Origin of the sequence: Pseudomonas sediminis (genome assembly GCF_039555755.1) — a bacterium.
Lineage (GTDB): Bacteria > Pseudomonadota > Gammaproteobacteria > Pseudomonadales > Pseudomonadaceae > Aquipseudomonas > Aquipseudomonas mendocina_D.
This window is the reverse complement of sequence record NZ_CP154631.1, coordinates 2,578,190-2,601,111: the sequence shown is the minus strand read 5'-3', so window position 1 is coordinate 2,601,111 and position 22,922 is coordinate 2,578,190. Positions and strand designations below refer to the sequence as shown.

Here is a 22,922-nt window from a genome sequence, read left to right as displayed (position 1 = left end):
ATGGGAACAAGCACGCGCCGGGATCAACCGCGTGCTCAGCCCGGCGTCCCCAACCCCGCCGCGCTCATGAACTGGCGCAGCAGCCAGGCCACGATGCCCAGCGCGGTGACGCTGCAGGCCCAGATCAGCACCAGCCAACCCAGACGCTGCCACAGCGGTTTTTTATCCTGCTCGACCTTGGTCATTTCACGCCCCTCAGTGGTAGCCATCATCCACCGTCACCTTGCCGCGGAACACGTAATAGCTCCAGGCGGTGTACATGAGAATGAAGGGGATGATGAACAACGCGCCCACCAGCATGAAGCCCTGGCTCTGCGGCGGTGCGGCTGCCTCCCAGATGCTGATCGACGGCGGAATCACGTTCGGCCACAGGCTGATGCCCAGGCCGCTGTAGCCGAGGAAGATCAGCGCCAGAGTTAGCAGAAATGGCGAGTAGTTGCGGTTGTTGGCCACCGAGCGCAGCAGTGCGTATGTGCACAGCAGCACCAATACTGGCACCGGCATGAACCAGAACAGGTTCGGCAGGCTGAACCAACGCTCGGCGATCGCCGGGTGCTCGAACGGTGTCCACAGACTGACGATGCCGGTCACCGCCAGCACCACGAACACCAGTGGCCGCGCCATGTCATGCATCTGCTGTTGCAGGCGACCTTCGGTTTTCATGATCAGCCAGGTGCAGCCAAGCAGCGCATAGGCAACGATCAGGGCCAGGCCGCAGAACACCGAGAAGGGTGTCAGCCAGTCGAAGGCACCGCCGGCGAAACTGCGATTGACCACCTCGAAACCGTCGATATAGGCGCCCAGTGCCACGCCCTGGAAGAAGGTGGCAGTCAGCGAGCCGCCGATGAAGGCCTTATCCCACAGATGGCGCTTGGCGGCCTTGGCCTTGAAGCGAAACTCGAAGGCCACACCACGGAAGATCAGCCCCAGAAGCATCAGGATCAGCGGCAGATAAAGCGCGTCGAGTACCACCGCATAGGCCAGCGGGAAGGCGCCGAACAGGCCGGCACCGCCGAGTACCAGCCAGGTCTCGTTGCCGTCCCAGACCGGTGCGACGGTGTTCATCATCACGTCGCGCTCGCCGTCGTCACGGACGAAGGGAAAGAGGATGCCGATACCCAGATCGAAGCCATCCATCACCACGTACATCATTACGCCAAAGGCGATGATCACCGCCCAGATCAGCGGAAGGTCGATACCCATGTTCAGCTCCTCTCCGGCAAGGTGTCGGTTTCACCATCTTCCAGGCCTTCTTCAGCCGCCGACAGCGGACGCGCTGGCGTACGCGGCTGGCCTGGCCCACCTTCGGACGTTTCCTTGCCCTCGTCGATCTTCGGCCCCTTGCGCACCAGGCGCAGCATGTAGCCGATCCCCGCACCGAACAGCACGAAATAAACCACCACGAACAGCGCCAGGGTAAAGCCCAACTGCGCCGCGCTATGCCCTGACGAAGCATCGGCGGTACGCATCAGTCCATGGATGATCCACGGCTGACGGCCGATCTCGGTGGTGTACCAGCCGGCGAGGATGGCGATGATCCCGCTCGGCCCCATCCACACCGCCAGGTGCAGGAACGGCCTGCAGGTGTACAGCCGCTCGCCGCGGCGCAGCCAGGTGCCCCACAGGCCGGTGAGGATCATCATCAGGCCCATGGCGACCATGATGCGGAAGGTCCAGAACACGATAGTGGAATTGGCCCGATCTTCCGGCGGGAAGTCCTTCAGGGCCGGCACCTGTTTATCCAGGCTGTGGGTCAGGATCAGGCTACCGAGCGCCGGGATTTCCACCTTGAAGCGGGTTTCCTCACGCTGCATGTCCGGCCAGCCGAAGAGGATCAGCGGGGTCGGCTCGTCGCCGATGTTCTCCCAGTGGCCCTCGATGGCGGCGATCTTCGCCGGTTGGTACTTGAGCGTGTTGAGGCCATGCAGGTCACCGATGAAGGCCTGTACCGGTGCCACCAGCAGGGCCATCCACAGCGCCATCGACAGCATCTTGCGGATCGCCGGGTTGTCACGCCCGCGCAGCAGGTGCCAGGCCGCCGAAGCGCCGACGAAGAAGGCGGTGGCAAGGAACGCCGCGGTCGCCATATGCGCCAGGCGATAAGGGAACGACGGGTTGAACACCACGGCGAACCAGTCCACCGGGATCACCCGGCCATCGATGATCTCAAAGCCCTGCGGCGTGTGCATCCAGCTGTTGGAGGCAAGAATCCAGAAGGTCGAGATCAGCGTGCCGATGGCCACCATCACCGTGGAGAAGAAGTGCAGGCCAGGCCCGACGCGGTTCCAGCCGAACAGCATGACGCCGAGGAATCCCGCTTCGAGGAAGAACGCGGTGAGCACTTCGTAGGTCAGCAGCGGCCCGGTGACCGCCCCGGCAAAGTCGGAGAAGGCACTCCAGTTGGTGCCGAACTGATAGGCCATGACCAGGCCGGAGACCACGCCCATGCCGAAGTTGACTGCGAAGATCTTCGACCAGAAGTGGTAGAGATCGCGGTACAGCGTATTGCTGGTCTTCAACCAAAGACCTTCGAGCACCGCCAGGTAGCTGGCCAAACCAATGGTGATGGCCGGGAAGACGATGTGGAAAGAAATGGTGAAGGCAAACTGGATTCGGGCGAGATCAAGCGCCTCTAGGCCGAACATGTCACATCCTCATTCAGGGTTATTTCGGCCCCAGCACGCAAGCCGATCCATAGACTCCAGGTCTTGGAGTCAAACGAACTGAAATTGTTCTTATGGAAATGGAATGCAGCCGAGAAGCTGCTGAGTAAAGCGCGAAAAGGCGTACTGATCTGGATCAATGCGCACTAAAAGACTAGCCGCTAAAGGCATAACCGGCGCTGTGGTGATTTGCCGCGCGACAGGCCACCGCAGCGTTCGCAGAGAACAGCACGCTGCGAGCGCTTGTCGCGGCTGAAGCCCCTCCTACAGGCCTGCGGCGCGCAAAAAAAGGGCGGCCACGCGCTACGCGGGCCGCCCGAATCACGGAGTTGCTTACATCGAGTGATCGCGATGACTTGCGACCACCCGTATTGGATTACCGCTCGAGGATTGCAGTCACACCCTGACCGCCTGCCGCGCAGATGGAGATCAGACCGCGCCCCTCACCGGCCACCGACAGCAGCTTGGCCAGGTTGACGACGATGCGTCCGCCAGTGGCCGCGAACGGGTGGCCGGCAGCCAGCGAACTGCCCTTGACGTTCATCTTGCTGCGGTCGATGGTCCCCAGTGCGGCGTCCAAACCCAGGCGCTCCTTGCAGTACTCGGCGTCCTCCCAGGCCTTGAGCGTGCACAGCACCTGAGCGGCGAAGGCCTCGTGGATCTCGTAGTAGTCGAAGTCCTGCAGGGTCAGGCCGTTGCGCGCCAGCAGGCGTGGCACCGCATAGACCGGTGCCATCAGCAGGCCCTCCTTGCCCTGGACGAAATCCACCGCCGCCGCCTCGCCGTCGCGCAGGTAGGCCAGCACCGGCAGGCCACGAGCCTTGGCCCATTCCTCGCTGGCCAGCAGCACCAGCGAGGCGCCATCGGTCAGCGGCGTGGAATTGGCCGGGGTCAGCGTGCCGCGCGGTCCGCGTTCGAAGCAGGGTTTGAGGGTCGCGAGTTTCTCCGCACTGATGTCCGGGCGCAGATTCTGGTCGCGGGTCAGACCGAGAAACGGCGTCATCAGGTCATCGTGCCAACCCTCGGCGTAGGCCGCCGCGAGCTTCTGGTGACTGGCCAGTGCCAGCTGATCCTGCTCGTCACGCGGGATGGCCCAGCGCTGCGCCATCAGCTCGCAATGCTCGCCCATCGACAAGCCGGTGCGCGGCTCGCCATTGCGTGGAATGTGCGGCGCCAGGTGGCGCGGGCGAATCTTCAGCAGACTCTTGATCTTGTCGCCGGTGCCCTTGCTGCGATTGGCTTCCAGCAGAATCTGCCGTAGCCCCTCGTTGACGCCGATGGGCGCGTCGGAGGTGGTATCGACGCCACCAGCGATGCCGCAGTCGATCTGCCCAAGAGCGATCTTGTTGGCCACCAGAATCGCCGCCTCCAGGCCGGTGCCGCAGGCCTGCTGCAGGTCGTAGGCCGGCGTCTCCGGCGCCAGGCGCGAGCCCAGCACGCATTCACGGGTCAGGTTGAAGTCCCGCGAGTGCTTGAGCACAGCCCCGGCCACCACCTCACCGAGGCGCTCGCCATGCAGATTGAAGCGCTCCACCAGCCCTTCAAGGGCGCTGGTCAGCATTTCCTGATTGCTCGCCCTGGCGTAGACGGTGTTGGAACGCGCGAACGGGATACGGTTGCCGCCTACGATGGCGACCCGGCGCAACTGGGTCATGTGGACTCCTTGCTGGTCGAGAAATCGAAGAAACCTGTGGCGAACTATTGCCCGTCAGCCGGTTCCCAGAAACATGAGACGTATAATCTGTTCACGATCTCGCGAGCTAGAGCCCTACAAGGCAAAAACAGGCGAGGACGCGCAGTTTACGAGCTGTAAATGAGCAGTCCGAGGCTGTTTTTAACGCAGTAGGGCCGACGCGCAGCAGATCGTGAGCAGGTTCTGACACTTTAGCCCTATGGTCGTACAGGCTAAACCTTGAATAGCCGCGAACATTGCCCGCCTCGCCGGCGCGTGAGGCAACAGAGTCAATTGCGCTTTGCCGACTGCCGCGTACAGTGACACGACTTTCGATTCGCCCGCAGGAGCCCTTCATGTCTGATCGTTACCTCGCCTTCGCCAATTCATCCACCGGCCGCCGCCTGGTTGGCGCCCTCGGTCTGCCGGCGCCTGTGCGCCTGGAACGCTGGATGGCCGGCCGCGTACGACCGATCGACGGGGCCCTGCTGTTCGGCGGTGAAGGCGAACTGGTCAAGGCAATCCAGCCTTTTGCCAGCAAGCTCACGGATCAGTTGTTCGCCGCGCGCGACGGCCAGTTCGACCTGCCCCGCTGGACCGCCGAGCACGGCCCCAAGCTCAAGGCGTTGGTCTTCGACGCCAGCCACCTGACCCGTTTCGAGCAGTTGATCGAGCTACGCGACTTCTTCCAGCCCGCCTTGAAGGGGCTGGCCAACAGCCCTCGTGTAGTAGTGCTGGGGCGTGCGCCCGAGTCGCTCAAAGACCCAATCGCCGCCAGCGTGCAGCGCTCACTGGAGGGCTTTACCCGCTCTCTGGGCAAGGAAATTCGTCGCGGCGGGAGCGTGCAGTTGCTGTATGTCGGCAAAGGTGGCGAGCAGCAACTGGAAGGCGCGTTGCGCTTCTTCCTCTCGCCGAAGAGCGCTTACGTTTCCGGCCAGGTGCTGCGGCTCGGCGCCTGCAGTGAACAGGTCAGGGACTGGACACGCCCGCTGGCCGGCAAGAAAGCGCTGGTCACCGGGGCCTCGCGCGGCATCGGCGCCTCCATCGCCGAAGTGCTCGCCCGTGACGGCGCCGAGGTGGTGCTGCTCGATGTGCCCCAGGCAGCCGATGCGCTGCAGGCGCTGGCGGCGCGCCTGGGTGGACGCGCCGTGACCCTGGATATCTGCGCCGAAGATGCGCCGCAGCGCCTGGTAGAAGCCCTGCCCGACGGCCTCGACATCGTCGTGCACAACGCCGGCATCACCCGCGACAAGACCCTGGCGAAGATGAGCGACGCCTTCTGGAACTCGGTGATCGACGTCAACCTCAAGGCGCCGCAAGTACTGACCCAAGCGCTGCTGGACGCCGACAAGCTGCACGACAACGGCCGCGTGGTGCTGATCGCCTCGATCAGCGGCATCGCCGGCAATATGGGTCAAACCAACTACGCGGTGAGCAAGGCCGGCGTGATCGGCCTGGCTCAGGCCTGGGCGCCGACCCTGGCGAAGAAAGGCATCAGCATCAACGCGGTGGCCCCTGGCTTCATCGAAACCCAGATGACCGCCGCCATTCCGCTGGGTATCCGCGAAGCCGGACGCCGGATGAACTCGATGAGCCAGGGCGGCCTGCCGCAAGACGTCGCCGAAGCCGTGGCCTGGTTCGCCCAGCCGGGCTCGGGCGCAGTGACTGCGCAGGTGCTGCGCGTGTGCGGGCAAAGTTTGTTGGGGGCTTGAGACCGTTGCGATGATGGGCTGAAGCGGATCGCCGCCCGGCCCAACCTACTACCAGGGCGATTCGTGTAGGGTGCGCCGCGCGCACCGAGGTCAACCATTCATCCGGCGGATGCGTGGTGCGCACGGCGCACCCTACGACTTCAGGCTTTGCCGCGCTTGCGAAATTCCACTGGCGTTTCCCCGACCCAGCGCTTGAACGCGCGGTAAAAGGTGCTCGGCTCGGAGAAGCCGGTGCGTTCGACGATCACTTCGATACGCTCGTCGGTCTTGAGCAACAGTTCCTTGGCCAGGCGGCAGCGGTAATCGGTGATCAGGTCGTTGAAGCGAACCCCGGCCATGGCCAGGCGCTCGCGCAAGCGCCGTGCCGGCATGTTCAAGCGCGCCGCCACCTGCTCCAGGGTGGCGCCGCCATCGACCAGCAGTTCGGCAATCAGCTCGCGCACCTGGCGCACCAGGTCCAGCCTCTCCACTTCCGCCAACTGCCGCCGCGCCAGCGACTCGTGCATGCGCAGCAATTCCGGGGCGGCGTGGCGCGAGGCCTTGTCCAGCACTGCAGCGTCGAACAGCAGCGCACAATCCTCGGCGCCCAGACTTACCGGGCAACCATAGACAGCCTGGTAGCGCTCAGCAGGCGCGCCCTCGGCATGCATGAAGCGCACTTCACGCGGGCGGAAATCGTTTTCGGTCAATGCCGCGAACAGGCGGATCACCGCCCCTGCCAGCATCTCCGGAAAGTGCCGCGGCGTATCGGCTTCCAGTCCCAGGGTCAGCACGGCCACGTCGCCTTCCACGTCCAGGCGCGCGCTGAGGGTGTCGGAGAGCAGGCGCACATAGCGCAGCGCGTGGCGCAGGCCAACGCCAAAGGTTTCGCTGGAGAGAAACAGATATTCCAGCAGCAGGCCATGGAAGGCGGGCAGGTGCTGGGCCAGGTACAGCCCGACATGCTCCTCGCCACACTCTTCGCTGGCGGCCTTCCAGAATGGCGCCTGGGCGGCATGAGGAAAGCGGCCAGCCGGCAGCCCACCAGGCGGCAGGCCAACGCGCACCAGCACGCGGTCAGGATCGGTTCCGCTGGCACGCAGGGCATCGCTTACCGGGCGCATCAGCGCCACATCGTCGGTCAGATCACGCATGATTCCTGCTGTTCTTCTTATTAGTGAGCGTTTTTCGTGAGCGGAGCCATCTTAGGGTCAGCGAGCCACCGCGCGCAAACCGCGTCGCACGTCGGATTGACTGGCCTGCACACACGCTGGGCAGAACAGCCAATGCCAGTGTGGGTCTGAGGGTTAAGCTGCTGTCATTCATTCGCCAAGGAGTTCGCCAATGGCCATCGACTGGCTCGACCTCGATACACCACCGGCCCTGCCCGGCCTGTTCCTGCGCGCAGCCCTGCGCCGCAAGGTGACAGGCCGCCAGCTACCCAATATCGGCCTGCGCTGCCGCGTGGACGTGGACCCGAAACACCTGGCGCGCTATCGCCAGGTCTGCGCCATCGCAGACAGTCCCTACCTGCCACCGGTCTATCCGCATGTGCTGGCTTTCGGTTTGCAGATGCAATTGCTCACCGACCGCCGCTTTCCGTTCCCGCTGCTGGGCCTGGTGCATCTGGAGAACCGTATCCGCGTATTGCGCCCAATGGGCGGGCTGGGGCCGTTCCAGGTCAGCGTGCAGGTGACCGACCTGCAGCCGCACGACAAAGGCGCCACGTTCAGCCTGATCACCCGCCTGGAAGATCAGCTCGGCCTGCTCTGGGAAGGTGACAGCCGCATTCTCTGCCGCGCTCTACGTCTCGACGGCCAGGCGCCGCTACGCGCCGAACAGCCGCCGCTGGAGCTGACGCCACTGGCCGACTGGGCCGCCCCTGCCGATACAGGCCGGCGTTACGCTCGCGTGGCCGGCGACTACAACCCGATCCACCTCTACGCCGTAACGGCACGTCTGTTCGGTTTCCCACGCGCCATCGCTCATGGCCTGTGGAACAAGGCGCGCAGCCTCGCGGCCTTGCACGCCCACCTGCCGCAGGCCGGCTACGCCGTGGACGTACGCTTCCAGAAGCCCGTGCTGCTGCCCACCCAGGTTGCCCTGCAAGCCAGCGTGCCTGGCGCCAGCGGCCAGTTCCGCCTGATCAGCGAAGGCGACACCCCGCATATGGCTGGGAGCTGGCAGCCGCTGGAAAATTGATCTCCTACATGTGAATAAGCGCGCAGGACATCTTGCAGCACGCTCCGTTCGAGCCGAAGCTATGCGGCTCGAACGGAGCCACACCATGAACCTCGCTGAACTCACCGCCCGCATGCACGCCATTCGCGATCACAACGATTGGCGCCGTTACCAGAGCCCGAAGAACCTGGCCATGGCCGCCAGCGTGGAAATGGCCGAGCTGGTGGAGATCTTCCAGTGGCTGAGCGAAGAGCAGTCGCGCCAGCTGTCTGCCGACCAGCTCGCCCACGCTGGGCAGGAAGTAGCCGACGTGGTGCTCTATCTGCTGCAACTGTGCAGTGAACTAGGCCTGGACATGAACCAGGCGGTGCTAGACAAGCTCGCCGACAACGAACGGCGCTTCCTCAAATGAGCGACCGCCACTTCGATGAACTCGCCACCCGCTTCGCCGAGAAGATCTATGGCGGCGCCAAGGGTGCCATCCGCCTCGCCGTGCTGCAGGCTGATCTCGCTGAAGCGCTACCGGATCGCCCGCTGCGCGTGCTGGACGTCGGCGCCGGCCTGGGCCACATGAGCCTGTGGCTGGCCCAACGCGGCCATCAGATCACCCTCGCCGAGCCCGCAGAGCCCATGCTCGAAGGTGCTCGGCAGCGCTTCGCCGAGGCAGGCCAGAATGCCACTTTCCTCCAGGCACCCTGGCAGGATCTGCTCGGCCAGTTACAGGAGCCCTTCGATCTGGTGCTGTGCCACGCCGTGCTGGAGTGGCTGGCCGAGCCGGCGGCCATTCTGCCGGTGCTGCATCAGCTCACGGCCAAGGACGGTTGGTTGTCGCTGGCCTTCTACAACAAGGACGCGCTGATCTACCGCAACCTGCTCAAGGGGCATTTCCGCAAACTGCGCAAGGAACACTTCGCCGGCGAGAAACAGAGCCTGACACCACAGCAGCCGGTCGACCCGCGCGAGCTGAGCACGCAACTCGCCGCCGACTGGCAGGTCGAAAGCCGCAGCGGCGTACGCGTATTCCACGACTACATGCCGCAGCAATTCCAGGCCAAAGCCGAACTGATCGACCTGCTGGAAATGGAGCTGGCGCACCGCCGCCATCCCAGCTTCGAGGGGCTCGGCCGCTACCTGCACTGGATCTGCCGACCACGCTGAGCGCGTTGGACGAAGCTGGCAGGCCGGCGTAGCCTGAAACCATCGGGGATGCCGCACGCGACCACGGAGACGACCATGCGCACCGCCATAGCCCTATTCATCTTGCCGCTGCTGGCCGCCTGCCAAAGCAAGAACCCTTACCAGGCCGAGTCGCTACCCATGCCACCGGCGCCGCCCGAAGCGGCCACCACCTTCGACCGCAGCGCCTACCCTGCCGCGCCGCGTGACTACGGCCGCTACCGCAGCTGGAGCTGGCTGGATGGCCGCGCGCCTGGCGGCGATCAGTTGGCCGACAGCGTCAGCGCCGGCCTCGACCAGTATGGCCTGCGCCCGGCGCTCAATGGCCCAGGCGACGTGCTGGTCAGCGCCCGTATCAGCCAGGAAACCCGTCTTCGCCAGTATCAGGACAACGTCGGTGGCTACTACGGCACCGGCAGCCACTGGGACCGCCGCTACGGCGCCTACGGCAGCGCCCCCATCGTGCGCACCTACGAACAGAAAGTGGCCGTGGTGCGCATCGAACTGATCGACCCACGCGACCACCAGGTGGTCTGGTCAGGCAGCGGCGAAGCCGTGGCCGGCAAGGACCAGGCGGCGCAGGCCGATGCCATGCGTGCGGCCATCCGCAGCGCGCTGAACGGCTACCCACCCTATTGATCGACAGCCCTGGAGAGCACCATGCGTAACCTGTCCTACCTGATCGCGGCACTGCTCCTGAGCGGCTGCGCCAGCGTCAGCCTGGAGCGCGACTTCGATCCCAGTCGCGACTTCGGCGCCTACCGCAGCTGGAGCTGGATGGACGACAAGCTCGCCTACCAACCCGACGACGCACGCCTGAAGAGCGACATCACCGAAGCGCGAATCAGCCAGGCCGTCGCCGAGCAGCTCGAGCAACGCGGCCTGCGCCAAGCAGCTGACGGCAAGGGCGACCTGAAAGTGCAGAGCGTGCTGATCGTCGACGAGCGTCAGGACCAGATCACCACCCAGTACGGCGGTGGCTGGGGCGGCTATTGGGGAGGTTACTGGGGCGGCCCGGCCTTCACCGAAACGCGCCGTGTGGACTACAAGGTCGCGACGCTGCAGATCGACTTGTACGACGGCAAAGACGGCAAACTGGTCTGGCGCGGCAGCGGTGAACAGGTCATGCGCAGCCAGCCACCGACACCGATCGAGCGCGAGCGGGCGATCCGTGAAACCGTCACCCAGGTGCTCTCGCAGTATCCACCGCGCTAAACAAGGACCGCCCCGTTTGAACGCAAACCTGCAACACCGCCCGGCCACGGCCACCGACCTCGGTGACGTGGTCGGCTTCCCGCAGAATGTCGATGAACTGTTCTTTTGCTACCCCAAGGCCATCTGGCCACTCAACGTCGGCCAGCTCGCTGCCGCCATCGCCGAGCGGCGTGAAAGCACCGTGGTGGAACTGGCTGGAAAAGTCGCCGGCTTCGCCAATTTCTACCAATGGCAGCACGGCGAATTCTGCGCCCTCGGTAACCTGATGGTGGCACCCTGGGCACGCAGCCAGGGCGTGGCTCAGCACCTGGTGGAAGTGATGGAGCAGATCGCCCACGAGCGCTACAAGGCGCCGCTGATGAAGGTGTCCTGCTTCAACGCCAACGCTGGCGGCCTGCTGCTCTACACGCGTCTTGGCTATCAGACCGTCGGCATCGTCGAACGCCGCGCCCCGGATGGCAGCCGCATCGCCCTGGTGCAGCTGGAAAAAAACCTATCGTAACGCCTTACCCCGTTTCCCTCGTTGGAGTTATTTATGAACCACATCAGCGGCTGGCTGCTAGCCCTGCCCTTCCTCGCCGGCGCGGTGCTGCCTCTGCAGGCCGGTATCAATGGCCAGCTTGCCCGTCACCTGTCCAGTGTCTTCGCCGCCGCGCTGATTTCCTTTGCCGTTGGCAGCCTGGCGTTACTGCTGATGACCCTTAGCCAGCGTGAAATGCCTGGCCTCGGTGCGCTCAAGGAGCTGACCTGGTGGCACTGGAGCGGCGGCCTGCTCGGCGCTTTCTTCATTGCTACTGCAGCCTTCGCCGGCCCACGCGTGGGCGCGCTGCTGTTCATGGTGCTGGTGATCGCCGGACAACTGGCCATGGCCATCACCCTCGATCATTTCGGCTGGGCCGGTTTCCGCGAAAATCCCATCACCCTCGGCAAGGTGGCAGGTCTGCTGTTGATCGTCGCCGGGATATGGATGATCCGTCGCGGCTGACGGGTGGCCGCGAATACTGGCAAATGGACACTCCAGGTATCACAAAAAGGCGCTATGCTCAGGCATGCACTTTCTGTGATCACAAAAAGCCCCGTGGAGAAGGTTCTGACGTCGCCTGCGACGGCCCGGAGGTGGCCGCCAGCGGTGACAGGCCGAAAACGATGACCGACGCCGAAGTACCGCGCCAACCCAATACCTTCGCCCTGTGGCGCGAAGTGGATGACACCCGCATCCGCACGCGCCTGGGTGGCTTATTCTATTTTCTGGCCTGGCTGCTGACCTGGGCCTTCAGCGCAGCGCCCGGCAGCCTGATGTTCAGCGGGGTGCTGGGCTGCCTGCTGTTCGCTGCACTGCTGGCCGCGCGACTGCTGCACCGCCCTGACGGCCTCGAAAACCCCGAGCAGTTGCAGCGCTGGCTCGACCGTCACTGGGGCCTGATTCTCCTGACCTCGCTGTGCTGGGGCCAGGCCCATGCGCTAGCGGTATACAGCAACGCCTACAACGACTCGGAAATGATCGCCACCCTGGCCACGGTGGCCTTCGCCACGGCGATGACCTTCAACTTCGCCATGCGCCGCGGCCGCGCACTCCTGGCGCTGGCCCTGCTCTATCTGCCGGGCCTGGCAGTGATGGCGCTGAACTGGCAGCAGAGGCACGCGATGCTGATCACTCTGATCTTCTATCTCAGCTATCTGATTCTGGTATTAGGGCGTAACCATCGCGAGTACCGCGCCACCATCAATCTGGAGCTCAAGCTGCTGGAGCAGCAAAGCCAGTTGGACCTGCTCAGTCGCACCGACAGCCTGACCCAGCTCGGCAACCGCTATCAGTTCAATAACCTGTTTCCCAGCCTGGTGGCCAATGCAGTGCGCCAGGGCGAGCCGCTGTCGCTGGTACTGATGGATATCGACTTCTTCAAGAAGGTCAACGATGAACACGGTCACACCGGTGGCGATGCCTGCCTGAGCGCCTTCGCCGAACGCATGCGCAAGGTGTTTCGCCGCGATGCCGACGCACTGCTGCGCCTGGGTGGCGAAGAGTTCGGCGTGCTGCTGCCAGGCACCACATTGGCCCAGGCCTGGGATCTGGCCGAGCACTTTCGCAAGGAACTGGAAGCGGAAGGATTGCGACTGGCCGACCAGCAGTTGGAGCTGACCACCAGCCTGGGCGTCGGCTGCTTCAACAGTCGCCGTGACTGCAACGCCGACGCCTTCTTCAAGCGCGTGGATGGCGCGCTCTACCGCGCCAAACGCGAGGGTCGCAATCGTCTGGTTGCGGCCGATCACTAAGGCGCGCTGGCGTTAAGATCACGTACCGATTTAGGTAAGGTGCAGCGGGGCTGCCCAGGCGGCGCACACCAGCGTGTTCCGGAGGGATAAGTGGTGTGCACGGCATCTTACAAAGCCCATCACGACTAAAGGCGGAACTTGCCCATCTGCCCGGTTAGACCATCGGCCAGGCAGCTCAGGCCAGAGCGGCCGACACCTGGAAACTCAGATCTCAGGGCCCTACGCTAAATTCCAGACGAGCGGTCTGGCCGCCTTCGTCGAGCACACTCAGTTGATGCCGGCCACTGGCGAACGCGTGGTTGAAGGGAGCATCCTGAGTGCTCTCTCCAATAGGTTGGCCATCGAGGAACCACCAGCGCCGACCGCTGCCGCCCAGGGCCGAAAGATTGAGCCTTAGCGGTTCTTGACTGCCTTGCGGCCGACGCAAGCGATCGCCATTGCGCACACCGACGATGGACAGCGGTGACACCTGACTGCTCTGTGGTGGCGGGCAGCTCGCATCGATATGTGGCAAGCGCGCGGTACGCCGCTCCCGGCGCGGCAACCAGGGCTCCAGCGGTGCCGGCCACAAGGCCAGTTCACGCGCTTCGGCCCCGGCACAACCTGAACCGACGCGCAGCCCTTGGGCATTGACCCAATAGCGCTCGCGCAACCCGTTCCCCAGTGGCTGATCGGCTGCCAGCAGCGTGGGTGGCGTTGTGCCTTCGAGCGTCCAGGCGAAACGCAGGCGCCGGCAGTTGGGGTCGTCCCTGCTCATCGGCTGCCCCAATGGCCAGCAGATGGCCGCCACACCCACCTCGGCAGGTTGTGGATCGGGCGGTGTGGCAATGCCGCGCTGGCTGTCGCGGTTGACCAGCAGATCGTGAACCTGCAGCAGCAGTGGCGCAGCGGAGGCCAGGCCGAACTGGCCAGGCACCGGCGTGCCATCCGGGCGACCGATCCAGATACCGATCAGGTGACGCGGGCCGACGCCGATGGCCCAGGCATCGCGAAAGCCGTAGCTGGTGCCGGTTTTCCAGGCCAGGGTCGGGCGCTGCGCCAGGTAGGCGCGCGGGTCACGATCAGGACGCGCCTGACCGCTGAGAATGCGCCTGATGATCCAGGCCGAGCCGGGCGACAGCAGGCGCCGCTCGCGCAGTTCATCATCCGGCTGCAGGCGCGGCTTGGCCGCCATGCCACCGCGCGCGAAGGCGCTGTAGCCTGCCACCAGCGACTCCAGGCGCGAACCGCCGCCACCGAGGATCAGTGCCAGATTCGGCTCTGCCAGCGCTGGCAGGCGAATAGGCACACCGGCACTGCGCAGCTCGCCGGTAAAGCGTTTCGGCCCATAGGCTTCGAGCAACTGCACCGCCGGTAAATTGAGCGAGGTGGCCAGCGCCTCGCTGGCCGATACCGGACCGATGAAGCCGGCGGCGAAGTTGCCGGGCCGGTAGTCGCCATAGTGTCGCGGCACATCCTGTAGCAGCGACTCGGAATGAATCAGCCCGGCATCCAGGGCCATGCCATAGAGAAAGGGCTTCAGCGTCGAGCCCGGCGAGCGCAGGGCGCGAACCATGTCGACGTGACCGAAGCGCGAGGTATCAGCTATATCCACCGATCCAAGGTAGGCACGCACCGCCATGCTCTCGTGCTCGACCACCAGAATCGCCGCCGAGGTGCGCTCTGGCAGGCGCGCGCGCCAGCCCAGCAGCAGATCTTCCAGGCGCAGCTGCAAGCCGGCATCGAGAGTGGTGCGAATCAGTGGTGGGCTGCCGGCACGGTTCAGCCGCCGCGCCAGCAAGGGCGCGAGGCTTGGCTCACGGCGCGGCGCGAGAAACACTGGCTCCTCCAGCGCTTCGTCTACCTGGGACTGGGGCCACACCTGAAACTCGCCCAGGCGCCGCAGCACCTTGTCACGTGCGGCCTGGGCGCGCTCAGGATGGCGGTCCGGACGCAAACGGCTGGGCGCCTGCGGCAGCACCGCGAGCAACGCGGCATCGGCACGGGTCAGTTGGCTCGGCGGCTTGCCCAGGTAACTCCAGCTTGCCGCCGCCACGCCCTCGAGGGTGCCACCGAAAGGCGCACGGTTCAGGTACAGGGTGAGGATTTCGTCCTTGGACAGGTGCCATTCCAACTGCGCCGTGCGCCACAGTTGCTTGAGCTTGCCGGGCAGGTCACGCCCATGCGGATCGAGCAGCCGCGCCACCTGCATCGACAGCGTACTGCCGCCGGACACCACGCGCCCGCCCGTGAGGTTCTGCCAGGCCGCGCGCCCCAACGCCAACGGATTGACCCCAGGGTGCTGGCGAAACCAGCGGTCCTCGTAGGTCAGCAGCGCTTCCAGGTAATAGGGCGAGACCTCTTCGGGCGTCACCGGGTAGCGCCATACGCCATCACGGTCAGCGAAGCGCCACAACGGCGTGCCGTCCTCGGCCAGCACCACCCGCGCCAGATCATCCTCGGGCAGGGGTAGTGGAAAGAGTTGGTCGGCTAGCCAGAGCAGGGTCAGGGGGAGCAGGAGGATCAGCAGCCAACGCCGCCAGCGTTTGAATGGCATGGTCAGTACAAGCTCCCGGATTCATCCGGGCTACGCAGACTGTAGCCCAAATGAATCCGGGATCGCTTTTAGCGCCCCCTCACCACCAGACTATCCGGCGCACTACCCAGTGCCTGCCAGCTCGGGCGGTACATGGATTCGACCTGCGGTGGCGGTACGCGGTAGCTGCCCGGCGTCACCGCACGGGCCAGGTAGAGCAGATGGGTGGTGCCGTACTCCTCCACATCCACGGCGGCCACGTAGCGGTCGCCACGATATTCCTGATGCTTGATCCGCGCGTTCTGCATCGACCGACGCCACTCCTTGACGTTGCTGCCGGCGTCATCGAGGCTCGCCGCGCTTTGCGCCAGGTTCTGGTTCTCCAGCTCCAGGCCAGCCGGGAGCAGGTCAACGACCAGGGCATCCGGCACACGCTGCTTGGCGCGCACGGCCAGGTGCACCAGCACCAGTTCGCCGCTGTCCAGGCGCTGCAAATCGAGCGGGCGACCATCCATACCGAGGTATTCGCGCTCGATGCTGAGGTTCTCACCACCGGCGCGCGGCGCCTGGCTCAGGTAACCGGACAGGGTCAGTTGCTGATACAAGGTAGCGCTGCCGGCGTTGCTCACGCTCAGCGGTTCGGCCAGCTCCGCACGCTCCAGCTTGATGCCGGGCTGCTGGTTGCTCAGGTCGAACTGGAAGGCGCCGCTGGCCAGCTTGGCGCTCCAGGTCTGCTCGGGTTTGCCGAGAATGCCGCGACCGGCGAGGAACAGCGAGTTGCGCTCCTGGGTCGACAACCAGCGCTGACCTGCCAGCTCATCTGCCAGGTTGAACAGACGCTGCTCGCGCTGGCCGGCAGCCAGATCATGCTCTTCCAACAGGGCGAGAATCAGCGCCTGGTCACGCAGCGGACTGCCGTAATCGGCCATCCAGCGTTCGCCATCGCGTTGTTGGATCAAGCCCTGATTCAACGCCTGCTCGGCACGTGGTGCATCGCCCATCAGCTTCAATGCGGCGGCCAGTTGCACCAGCGGCAAACCGGAGCGGGCGTCGTTACGACGGTCGAACAGGCTGCGTAGCGCGCCCAGCGGCGCCTGTTGACTGCGCGCCAGCACGTAGCCAGCGTAGGCCTGCACGGCGAAGCGGGTGTGAGCGAAGTCCTGGCTGTAGCTGGCTTCAATCAGACTGCTCTGCTGCAGGTAGCGCAGCAGGCGGTCGTTGGCCTTCTTCAGGGCCTCTGGCGGTACGCCAAAGCCCTGCTCGCGAGCACGCAGGAGGAAGTCGGTGACATAGGCGGTGAGCCAGTATTCCTCTTCACTCTCGGCGCTCCACAGGCCGAAGCCGCCACTGTGACGCTGCATGCCGAGCAGACGCTCGATACCCAGCTCGATGCTCTTGCGCCGTTGCTCGTCCGGCTCGCCTTCCAGGCCGAGGCGCTTGAGGCTCGCAGCGTCAGCGTAGAGCGACGGATACAGGCCACTGGTGGTCTGTTCCAGACAGCCATAGGGGTAAGCCTTGAGCGCGCGGATCTGCTCACCGAGATTCAGAGGCGGTCGGCTCGACAGCGCCAACACGGCCTCCAGCCCGGCAGGTTCGAACTGATTGAGGGTGCCCGCCGGCATGCTCCACGGCTCGCCCTCCCCCAGTACCGCACGGAAGTGCTGCAGCTGCGCCGGATAGGCCGGGCGAATACCCAGCGTCCACTCGCGGCTGAAGTCGGCCAGATCCTCGTTCGGCAGAGCCAGGCCCTGCACCTCGACATGGATACGGCCCTGGCCCAGACCACCTTCGGCGCGCACCGGAATGCGCAAGGTAGTGCGCTGACCATCCTTCAGGCTGATCGGCGACTCACCCTTGCCGAGCAGGCGCAGCTGGCCCTCCACGCCCAGTTGCACGTCGAGCTTCTGCTCGCTGCCGGACAGGTTGGTCAGATCCAGCGCCAGCGTGGTTTCGTCACCACCGGCAAGGAAGCGCGGCATCGACAGTTCGGCGATCAGCGGCGCGGCCACCACCGTCTTGGCCTCGGCCATGCCGAAGCGCTCGTCGGTCCAGGCCTGCGCCATCAGGCGCAGCTCACCGTTGAAGTCGGGGATATCCAGACTGACTTCGCCCTCGCCTTTGTCGTTCAGCTTCAGCGCATCGCTCTGCAGGGCGACGATCAGCACACTGGTATCCGGGCGTTTGCCACCGGCGGCAAGGCCGGCATCACCACCGAAGGCCAGGCTGGCGACACGCCCCTGCGCTTCGATCAGTTGGCCATAGATGTCCAGCTGGTCAGCGCCGTAGGCCTTGCGCCCGAAGAAGTTGGCGAAAGGATCGGGCGTGGCATAACTGGTGATATTGAGGATGCCCACGTCCACCGCGGCGACCAGTACATGCACCTTGTCAGGGATGCTGCCGTCGGCATTGCGCGCGCTGACCTTGACCTTCAGCGGCTGCTTGGGACGCATCTTCTCCGGTGCGTCCAGGCTGACTGCCAGCTTGCGCGGAGCGCGCTCCAGCGGCAGGTGCAGCAGGCCGACGGCACGCTTGGGCGTGACCTGTGCCTTGCGCTCGCCGGGACGAACCACCAAAGCACTGAGATAGAGGTCATGACGCGCCCATTTCTTGTCGATGGGCAGCTCGAAGGTCTTACCCTCGGCCGGTACGCTAATTTCCTGCCACCACAGCGGCCCCTCGCTGGACTCGACCAGCAGGTAGCCATTGCCGGCAGCCGGCGGGGTGACGGTGATCTTGGCCACCTCGCCCGCGGCGTAGGCAGGCTTGTCCAGCGCCAGTTTGACCTGGTCCGGGCGCACTGCGCCGCCATCGGCGTTGTCTTGCCAGCGGTAGCCGGCCCAGAAACGCAGGCTGCTGACCAGACCGGTCTGGCTGTCTACAACCTCAACCCGATACGGGCCCCACTCCACCGGGAAGCTGACTTTGGCAGTCCCACCGGCAGCGATCTTCAGCGGCTCGTCGCTGAGGGTGAGGAATTTCTCGTTGTAGTTGTGACGCCAGCCTTCACCGTCGGAGAAGCTCCAGAAGTAGTCGCGGCGTTCGCGCACCAGGCGCACGTTGAGGTTGTCGGCCGCCAGCTTGTTGCCAGCAGCATCGGCTACGAGGATTTCGAACTCGGCCAGGCTATCGGCGTCGACTTCCTCGCCGTCGAACAGCCCACGCAAGCCCGGCAAACGCTCGGCCGGCCATACCGGCTGGATGATGCGGCGAGTGATCGGGCGACCACCGGCCTCTTGCAGGCTGGCCTGGAGGATCAGGCGCAGCGGCGACTTGGCGTCGCTCCAGCGATTTTCCGGGCGCAGCACGGCGCGGCCCTGGTCATCCAGATTCTGCTCGTCGAGTTCCTGGTCCTGGCTCAGGTCGGCCTCGGTGATGTCGCCGAACTGATAGCCCGGCAAGCTCGCCACCGCCTCACGCAGCGGACGCACGTAGAGTTGCCCGGTCAGGCGGTTGCCGGCGGCCGGGGCACCGTAGAGGTAGCGGCCAGTCACCGCGAACTCGGCGCTGTCGCTCGGCGCGTAAGGCTGCTCCTGGCCCTTGAGCTCCAGGGCCATGCGCTCGGGCAGGAAGTCCTCGACGAGGAATTCGTAGAGCTGCGGGTTGCCGTCACCCAGGTCGAGCAACAGTTGCCAGCGGCCAGTCGGGGCCTCTTCGGCGAGCGGCAGTTGATACTGATAGAGGCCGTCATCGCCGGCATTCCAGACGAACTTGCGGCTGATCTGCTCGTCCGGGCGGCGCACCTCGACGCTGACCGGCTGAGCCTTGACCGGGCTGCCGTCGGCGTCACGCAGCAGGCCATTGAGCAGCACGGTTTCGCCAGGGCGATACAGATCGCGCGGGCCGAACACGAAGAATTGCAGGGCATGTGCCTTGGGCCCGGTGATGTCGAATTCGGCCAGGTCCAGCGCCGGTGTGTTCAAGCGCAGCAGGCTGGTCTGTTCGTCCTGCTTGGCCACCAGCACCTGAGCCTTTTCCGGCAAGGGCAGTTGCGCATGGCCAGCCGAATCGGTCTTGCCTTCAGCGAGCAGCGCGCCTTCACCATCGAGCAGCTCGAGCTGCACGCCGGACTGCGCCTTGCCACCTTCGAGCGCCTGGGTGAACACGTCGAGACGGTCGCGGTAACGATGCGCGGACAGGCCGATATCACTCAGGGAGAACAGCGTCGCCGGCTGCGAGTAGCTGTAGCTGCCGGCCTCACGCATCACCGCCAGGTACACGCCCGGCTGCTTGAACGGCTCCAGGCCGGCGATGGGCAGCAGCAAGGTTTCACGGGTATTGCGCGCCGGGTTGAGGTCGAAGCGTCCGCCATAGACCAAATCGGCCATCGGCAGCAGTTCGCGCGCCTCCCAGGTATCCAGGTTGCTGGCCCGGCCCCAGCGGGACAGGAAGCGCGGTAGCGCCTCGGGCTTGATGCGGAAGAACTCGACGTTGACCTTGTCGACGTTCAGCGCGATCACCGGCAGGCCTTCGGCCAGTCGGGTCGGCAGCAGCGAGCCACGGCTGGCGAAACCGACGCTGGCCTGCAGATCGCGGGTTTCGAAGCGGCTGACCTGCTCTTTGGCGAGCTTGCCGCCATTGATCGATTTCAGGCCGGCATCGATGGTTAGCACCAGCTTGCGCTGCGGCTCCAGGTGGCGCAGGCGCAGCTCGCTGAGGTTGTCGGTCAGCTCCCAGGCGCCGTCTACCTTGCCGGCCGTGCTGTCGACCAGGTGCAGGCGTTCGGCGAAGGGCTGGTCGGGGTCCAGCGGGATGGAGAAGGTCACCGACAGTGCACTGGCACCGTCGAGCTGCACCTCGGAAACGTCGACCACTTCCAGCTCGCGTCCGGCATAGCGCTTGGCCAGCGCGTCGCGATCGACTGCTGGTTTGGGCGCCTGCGGCTGCTGCGCAGCAGGAGCGGCGGGTGTCACCGTGGCAGGAGGTTCAGAAGAATCACAGGCGCTGAGCAGGCTCAGCACCAAGGCCAGAAGCAGTCCTTTGTTCGGCATTGCGGGCTCCGGAGAGTAGGGGCGCGAAGGCCGATACTATAGCCGAGCGGCTACTGCGCCGACGAGGCGAAGCGACGAAATCCGCCAAGCTGCGCACAGTCCACCCTGTGCCTATAATCGGCGCTTTGCTGGAACGGAAGCCCCCATGCACGCCCTGTTCGAAGCCTGGCGCCACGCGCCGACCCAGAGAAAGGTCTGGGCCCTGGCCGCCCCGATGATTCTCTCCAACCTGTCAGTGCCCATGGTGGCGCTGGTCGATACCGCCGTGGTCGGCCACTTGCCGCATGCCCACCAGTTGGCGGCCGTAGCGGTAGGCGGCAGCCTCTATACCCTCCTGACCTGGGCGATGGGTTTTCTGCGCATGGGCAGTACCGGCTTCGCGGCCCAGGCCGCAGGTCGCGAGGACGGCAGCGCCCTGCGCCAGGTGCTGGTGCAGGGGCTCGGGCTGGGCGTGTTCATGGCCTTGCTGCTGGGCCTGCTGGCACTGCCGTTGAGCGGTGCGGCGCTGAGCCTGATGCAACCCTCCGCCGAGCTGGATCAGTTGGCGCGCCAGTACTTTCAGATTCGCCTGTTCGGCCTGCCCGCGAGCCTGGCGACCTATGCCCTGATCGGCTGGCTGCTGGGCACGCAGAGCGCGCGAGGCCCGCTGGCCATTCTGATGACTGCCAACCTGATCAACGTGGCGCTCGACCTGCTATTCGTGCTCGGTCTCGAATGGGGCGTGGCCGGTGCGGCCTGGGCCTCGGTGATCGCCGAATGGAGCGGCGCCCTGCTCGGCCTGTGGCTGGCCCGCAGCGCGCTGGCACGCTATCCCGGCCGCCTCGACAGCAGCGCGCTGAAACGCTGGAGCAACTGGCACCCATTGCTGGCAGTCAACCGCGATATCTTCATCCGCACCCTGGCGCTGCAACTGGTGTTCTTTCTGATCACCGTGAAAGGCACGCGCCTGGGCGATGCCACGGTGGCGGCCAACGCACTGCTGCTCAATGGTCTGACCCTGACCGCTTACGCCCTGGACGGCCTCGCGCATGCCGTCGAAGCCCTGTGCGGCCATGCCCTTGGTGCGCGAGATCGCGATGCGCTACGTCGCTCGCTATTGGTGGCCGGCACTTGGTCACTGCTGGCCAGCGCCGGCTTTGCGCTGTTCTTCCTACTCGGCGGGCACTGGTTCGTCGGCATGCTCACAAACATTGCCGAGGTCCGCGAACTGGCTCTGAACTTCCTGCCTTATCTGGCGTTGCTGCCTTTGCTGGCGGTTTGGAGCTATTTGCTTGATGGCCTGTTCATCGGCGCCACCCGCGCCCGGGAAATGCGCGACGCCATGCTCATCGCCCTGGCGTTGACGCTGCCGCTGGGCTGGTGGCTGCAAAGTCTGGGCAACCACGGGCTGTGGTTGGCATTTCTGGCCTTCATGGGGCTGCGCAGCATCATACTGGGTGGCTATGCTTGGCACTTGAGTCGCCGCGACCAATGGTTCCCCCCACTGCCAGCAGGAGAGACCGCCCATGCTCAGCGCTGAGCTGCCGCACAACGAAATACAACGTCAACAGGCCCTGGAGCGCCAGGACCTGCTCGACACCCCGGCCGATCCCTACCTGGACACGCTGACCCGTATCACCCGTGAGCTGTTCGCGGTGAAGACGGTGCTGATCAGCCTGATCGACAACGGCCGGCAGTGGTTCATGAGCCGCCAAGGCCTGGAACTCGCCGAGACCCCAAGGTACATTTCCTTCTGCGCCCACGCCATCCTGCAAGACGACGCCCTGGTGGTCGAGGACACCCACCTGGACTTTCGCTTCGCCGACAATCCGGTGGTGCTGCAATCGCCCTTTATCCGCTTCTACGCCGGCCAGCCACTGCATGACGAAAACGGCCAGACCCTCGGCACCCTGTGCCTGATCGACCCACAGCCGCGCGGCTTAGATACCCGCGAGCGGCGCCAGCTGCGCGACATGGCACAACTGGTGGAGGGCTATCTGCGCCTGCGCCACAGCTCGCGCCAGGCCGAACAGCTGCGCGCAGCACTGAGTCGCGCGCAGCGCAAGGCCATGCTCGACGCGCTGACCCAGCTGTGGAATCGCGCCGGCCTGCTGCACTTTCTGCCCCAGCAGCAGGCCGCGGCCGAACGCGCCGGCCTGCGCCTGGGCCTGCTGTTCTGCGACCTCGACCACTTCAAGCAGGTCAACGACCACCATGGCCACGCCGCCGGCGATCAGGTGCTATGGCAGAGCGCGCGACGCCTGAGCGCGGTGGTGCGCCCGCAGGACGTGGTCGCCCGCAACGGCGGCGAAGAGTTCGTGATTCTCGCCCTGGTGCACGACAGCACCGAACTGCTGCAGATCGCCGAACGCATTCGCCTGGCCATCGCCGAACCGGCCATGGAGCTGGACGGCGCCCAGTTGAGCCAGACCGCCAGCCTCGGCTGCGCCCTGCTGGCGCCCGGCGAAACCGCCGCCGACGGCCTGAAACGGGCCGACCAGGCGCTGTACCGGGCCAAGCGCGGCGGTCGCAATCGCTGCGAATTCGCCGCAACCGATCAATAACCCG

18 protein-coding genes are annotated in these 22,922 nt (G+C 65.1%); 11 read left to right on the top strand and 7 right to left on the bottom strand.

Features of this window, described 5'->3' with window-relative positions; genetic code table 11:
• Positions 1–35: 35 nt before the first annotated feature.
• From AAEQ75_RS12275 to AAEQ75_RS12260, 4 genes are all read right to left on the bottom strand, one after another.
• Complete coding sequence (locus AAEQ75_RS12275) at positions 36–185, bottom strand: DUF2474 domain-containing protein (protein ID WP_099522599.1); 150 nt, start codon at positions 183–185, stop codon at positions 36–38.
• Positions 186–195: 10 nt separating this feature from the next.
• Complete coding sequence (gene cydB / locus AAEQ75_RS12270; RefSeq protein WP_106732607.1) at positions 196–1,203, bottom strand: cytochrome d ubiquinol oxidase subunit II; 1,008 nt, start codon at positions 1,201–1,203, stop codon at positions 196–198.
• A gap of 2 nt (positions 1,204–1,205) precedes the next feature.
• Complete coding sequence (locus AAEQ75_RS12265) at positions 1,206–2,645, bottom strand: cytochrome ubiquinol oxidase subunit I (RefSeq protein WP_143505479.1); 1,440 nt, start codon at positions 2,643–2,645, stop codon at positions 1,206–1,208.
• Between the two features lie 394 nt (positions 2,646–3,039).
• Positions 3,040–4,317: an acetyl-CoA C-acetyltransferase gene (locus AAEQ75_RS12260; RefSeq protein ID WP_316913894.1), complete on the bottom strand. Its 1,278-nt coding sequence runs from the start codon at positions 4,315–4,317 to the stop codon at positions 3,040–3,042.
• A 374-nt stretch (positions 4,318–4,691) separates the two neighbouring features.
• Here AAEQ75_RS12260 and AAEQ75_RS12255 point away from each other — a divergent pair, with 374 nt between their 5' ends.
• Positions 4,692–6,047 carry a 3-oxoacyl-ACP reductase gene (locus AAEQ75_RS12255; protein WP_343349048.1) on the top strand — a complete coding sequence of 452 codons (1,356 nt, stop codon included), beginning with the start codon at positions 4,692–4,694 and terminating at the stop codon, positions 6,045–6,047.
• 140 nt (positions 6,048–6,187) lie between these two features.
• Here the strand turns inward: AAEQ75_RS12255 and AAEQ75_RS12250 are convergent, their stop codons facing one another.
• Positions 6,188–7,180 (bottom strand): AraC family transcriptional regulator, encoded by a 993-nt coding sequence (locus AAEQ75_RS12250; protein ID WP_343349046.1) that lies wholly within the window; start codon positions 7,178–7,180, stop codon positions 6,188–6,190.
• 190 nt (positions 7,181–7,370) lie between these two features.
• Between AAEQ75_RS12250 and AAEQ75_RS12245 the strand changes: the two genes are divergently transcribed.
• The 8 genes from AAEQ75_RS12245 to AAEQ75_RS12210 all read left to right on the top strand — a co-directional run bounded on the left by AAEQ75_RS12245 (position 7,371) and on the right by AAEQ75_RS12210 (position 12,872).
• Positions 7,371–8,228 carry a MaoC family dehydratase gene (locus AAEQ75_RS12245; RefSeq protein WP_343349044.1) on the top strand — a complete coding sequence of 286 codons (858 nt, stop codon included), beginning with the start codon at positions 7,371–7,373 and terminating at the stop codon, positions 8,226–8,228.
• A gap of 85 nt (positions 8,229–8,313) precedes the next feature.
• Positions 8,314–8,619: a nucleotide pyrophosphohydrolase gene (locus tag AAEQ75_RS12240; RefSeq protein WP_125881515.1), complete on the top strand. Its 306-nt coding sequence runs from the start codon at positions 8,314–8,316 to the stop codon at positions 8,617–8,619.
• Positions 8,616–9,365: a methyltransferase domain-containing protein gene (locus tag AAEQ75_RS12235; RefSeq protein ID WP_256836180.1), complete on the top strand. Its 750-nt coding sequence runs from the start codon at positions 8,616–8,618 to the stop codon at positions 9,363–9,365. Before AAEQ75_RS12240 ends, AAEQ75_RS12235 begins: the two co-directional genes overlap by 4 nt.
• 75 nt (positions 9,366–9,440) lie before the next feature.
• Complete coding sequence (locus AAEQ75_RS12230; RefSeq protein ID WP_343349041.1) at positions 9,441–10,022, top strand: DUF4136 domain-containing protein; 582 nt, start codon at positions 9,441–9,443, stop codon at positions 10,020–10,022.
• Between the two features lie 21 nt (positions 10,023–10,043).
• Entirely contained in the window at positions 10,044–10,598 is a 555-nt protein-coding gene (locus AAEQ75_RS12225; protein ID WP_143505486.1) for a DUF4136 domain-containing protein, read from the top strand.
• A gap of 16 nt (positions 10,599–10,614) precedes the next feature.
• On the top strand, positions 10,615–11,100 hold the full coding sequence (locus tag AAEQ75_RS12220; RefSeq protein ID WP_343349036.1) for a GNAT family N-acetyltransferase: 486 nt from the start codon (positions 10,615–10,617) through the stop codon (positions 11,098–11,100).
• A 33-nt stretch (positions 11,101–11,133) separates the two neighbouring features.
• Positions 11,134–11,583: a DMT family transporter gene (locus AAEQ75_RS12215; protein ID WP_343349034.1), complete on the top strand. Its 450-nt coding sequence runs from the start codon at positions 11,134–11,136 to the stop codon at positions 11,581–11,583.
• 161 nt (positions 11,584–11,744) lie between these two features.
• Positions 11,745–12,872 (top strand): GGDEF domain-containing protein, encoded by a 1,128-nt coding sequence (locus AAEQ75_RS12210; RefSeq protein WP_343349032.1) that lies wholly within the window; start codon positions 11,745–11,747, stop codon positions 12,870–12,872.
• Positions 12,873–13,083: 211 nt separating this feature from the next.
• On the opposite strand, the gene pbpC is transcribed toward AAEQ75_RS12210, so the two are convergent.
• A complete protein-coding gene (pbpC, locus tag AAEQ75_RS12205; protein WP_343349030.1) occupies positions 13,084–15,408 on the bottom strand; it encodes a peptidoglycan glycosyltransferase PbpC in 2,325 nt (774 codons plus the stop codon).
• A gap of 68 nt (positions 15,409–15,476) precedes the next feature.
• A complete protein-coding gene (locus tag AAEQ75_RS12200) occupies positions 15,477–20,375 on the bottom strand; it encodes an alpha-2-macroglobulin family protein (RefSeq protein WP_343349028.1) in 4,899 nt (1,632 codons plus the stop codon).
• Between the two features lie 145 nt (positions 20,376–20,520).
• Here AAEQ75_RS12200 and AAEQ75_RS12195 point away from each other — a divergent pair, with 145 nt between their 5' ends.
• A complete protein-coding gene (locus tag AAEQ75_RS12195; RefSeq protein WP_343349026.1) occupies positions 20,521–21,894 on the top strand; it encodes an MATE family efflux transporter in 1,374 nt (457 codons plus the stop codon).
• Positions 21,881–22,918 (top strand): sensor domain-containing diguanylate cyclase, encoded by a 1,038-nt coding sequence (locus AAEQ75_RS12190; RefSeq protein ID WP_343349024.1) that lies wholly within the window; start codon positions 21,881–21,883, stop codon positions 22,916–22,918. The genes AAEQ75_RS12195 and AAEQ75_RS12190 overlap by 14 nt, the downstream gene beginning before the upstream one ends.
• Positions 22,919–22,922 lie beyond the last annotated feature (4 nt).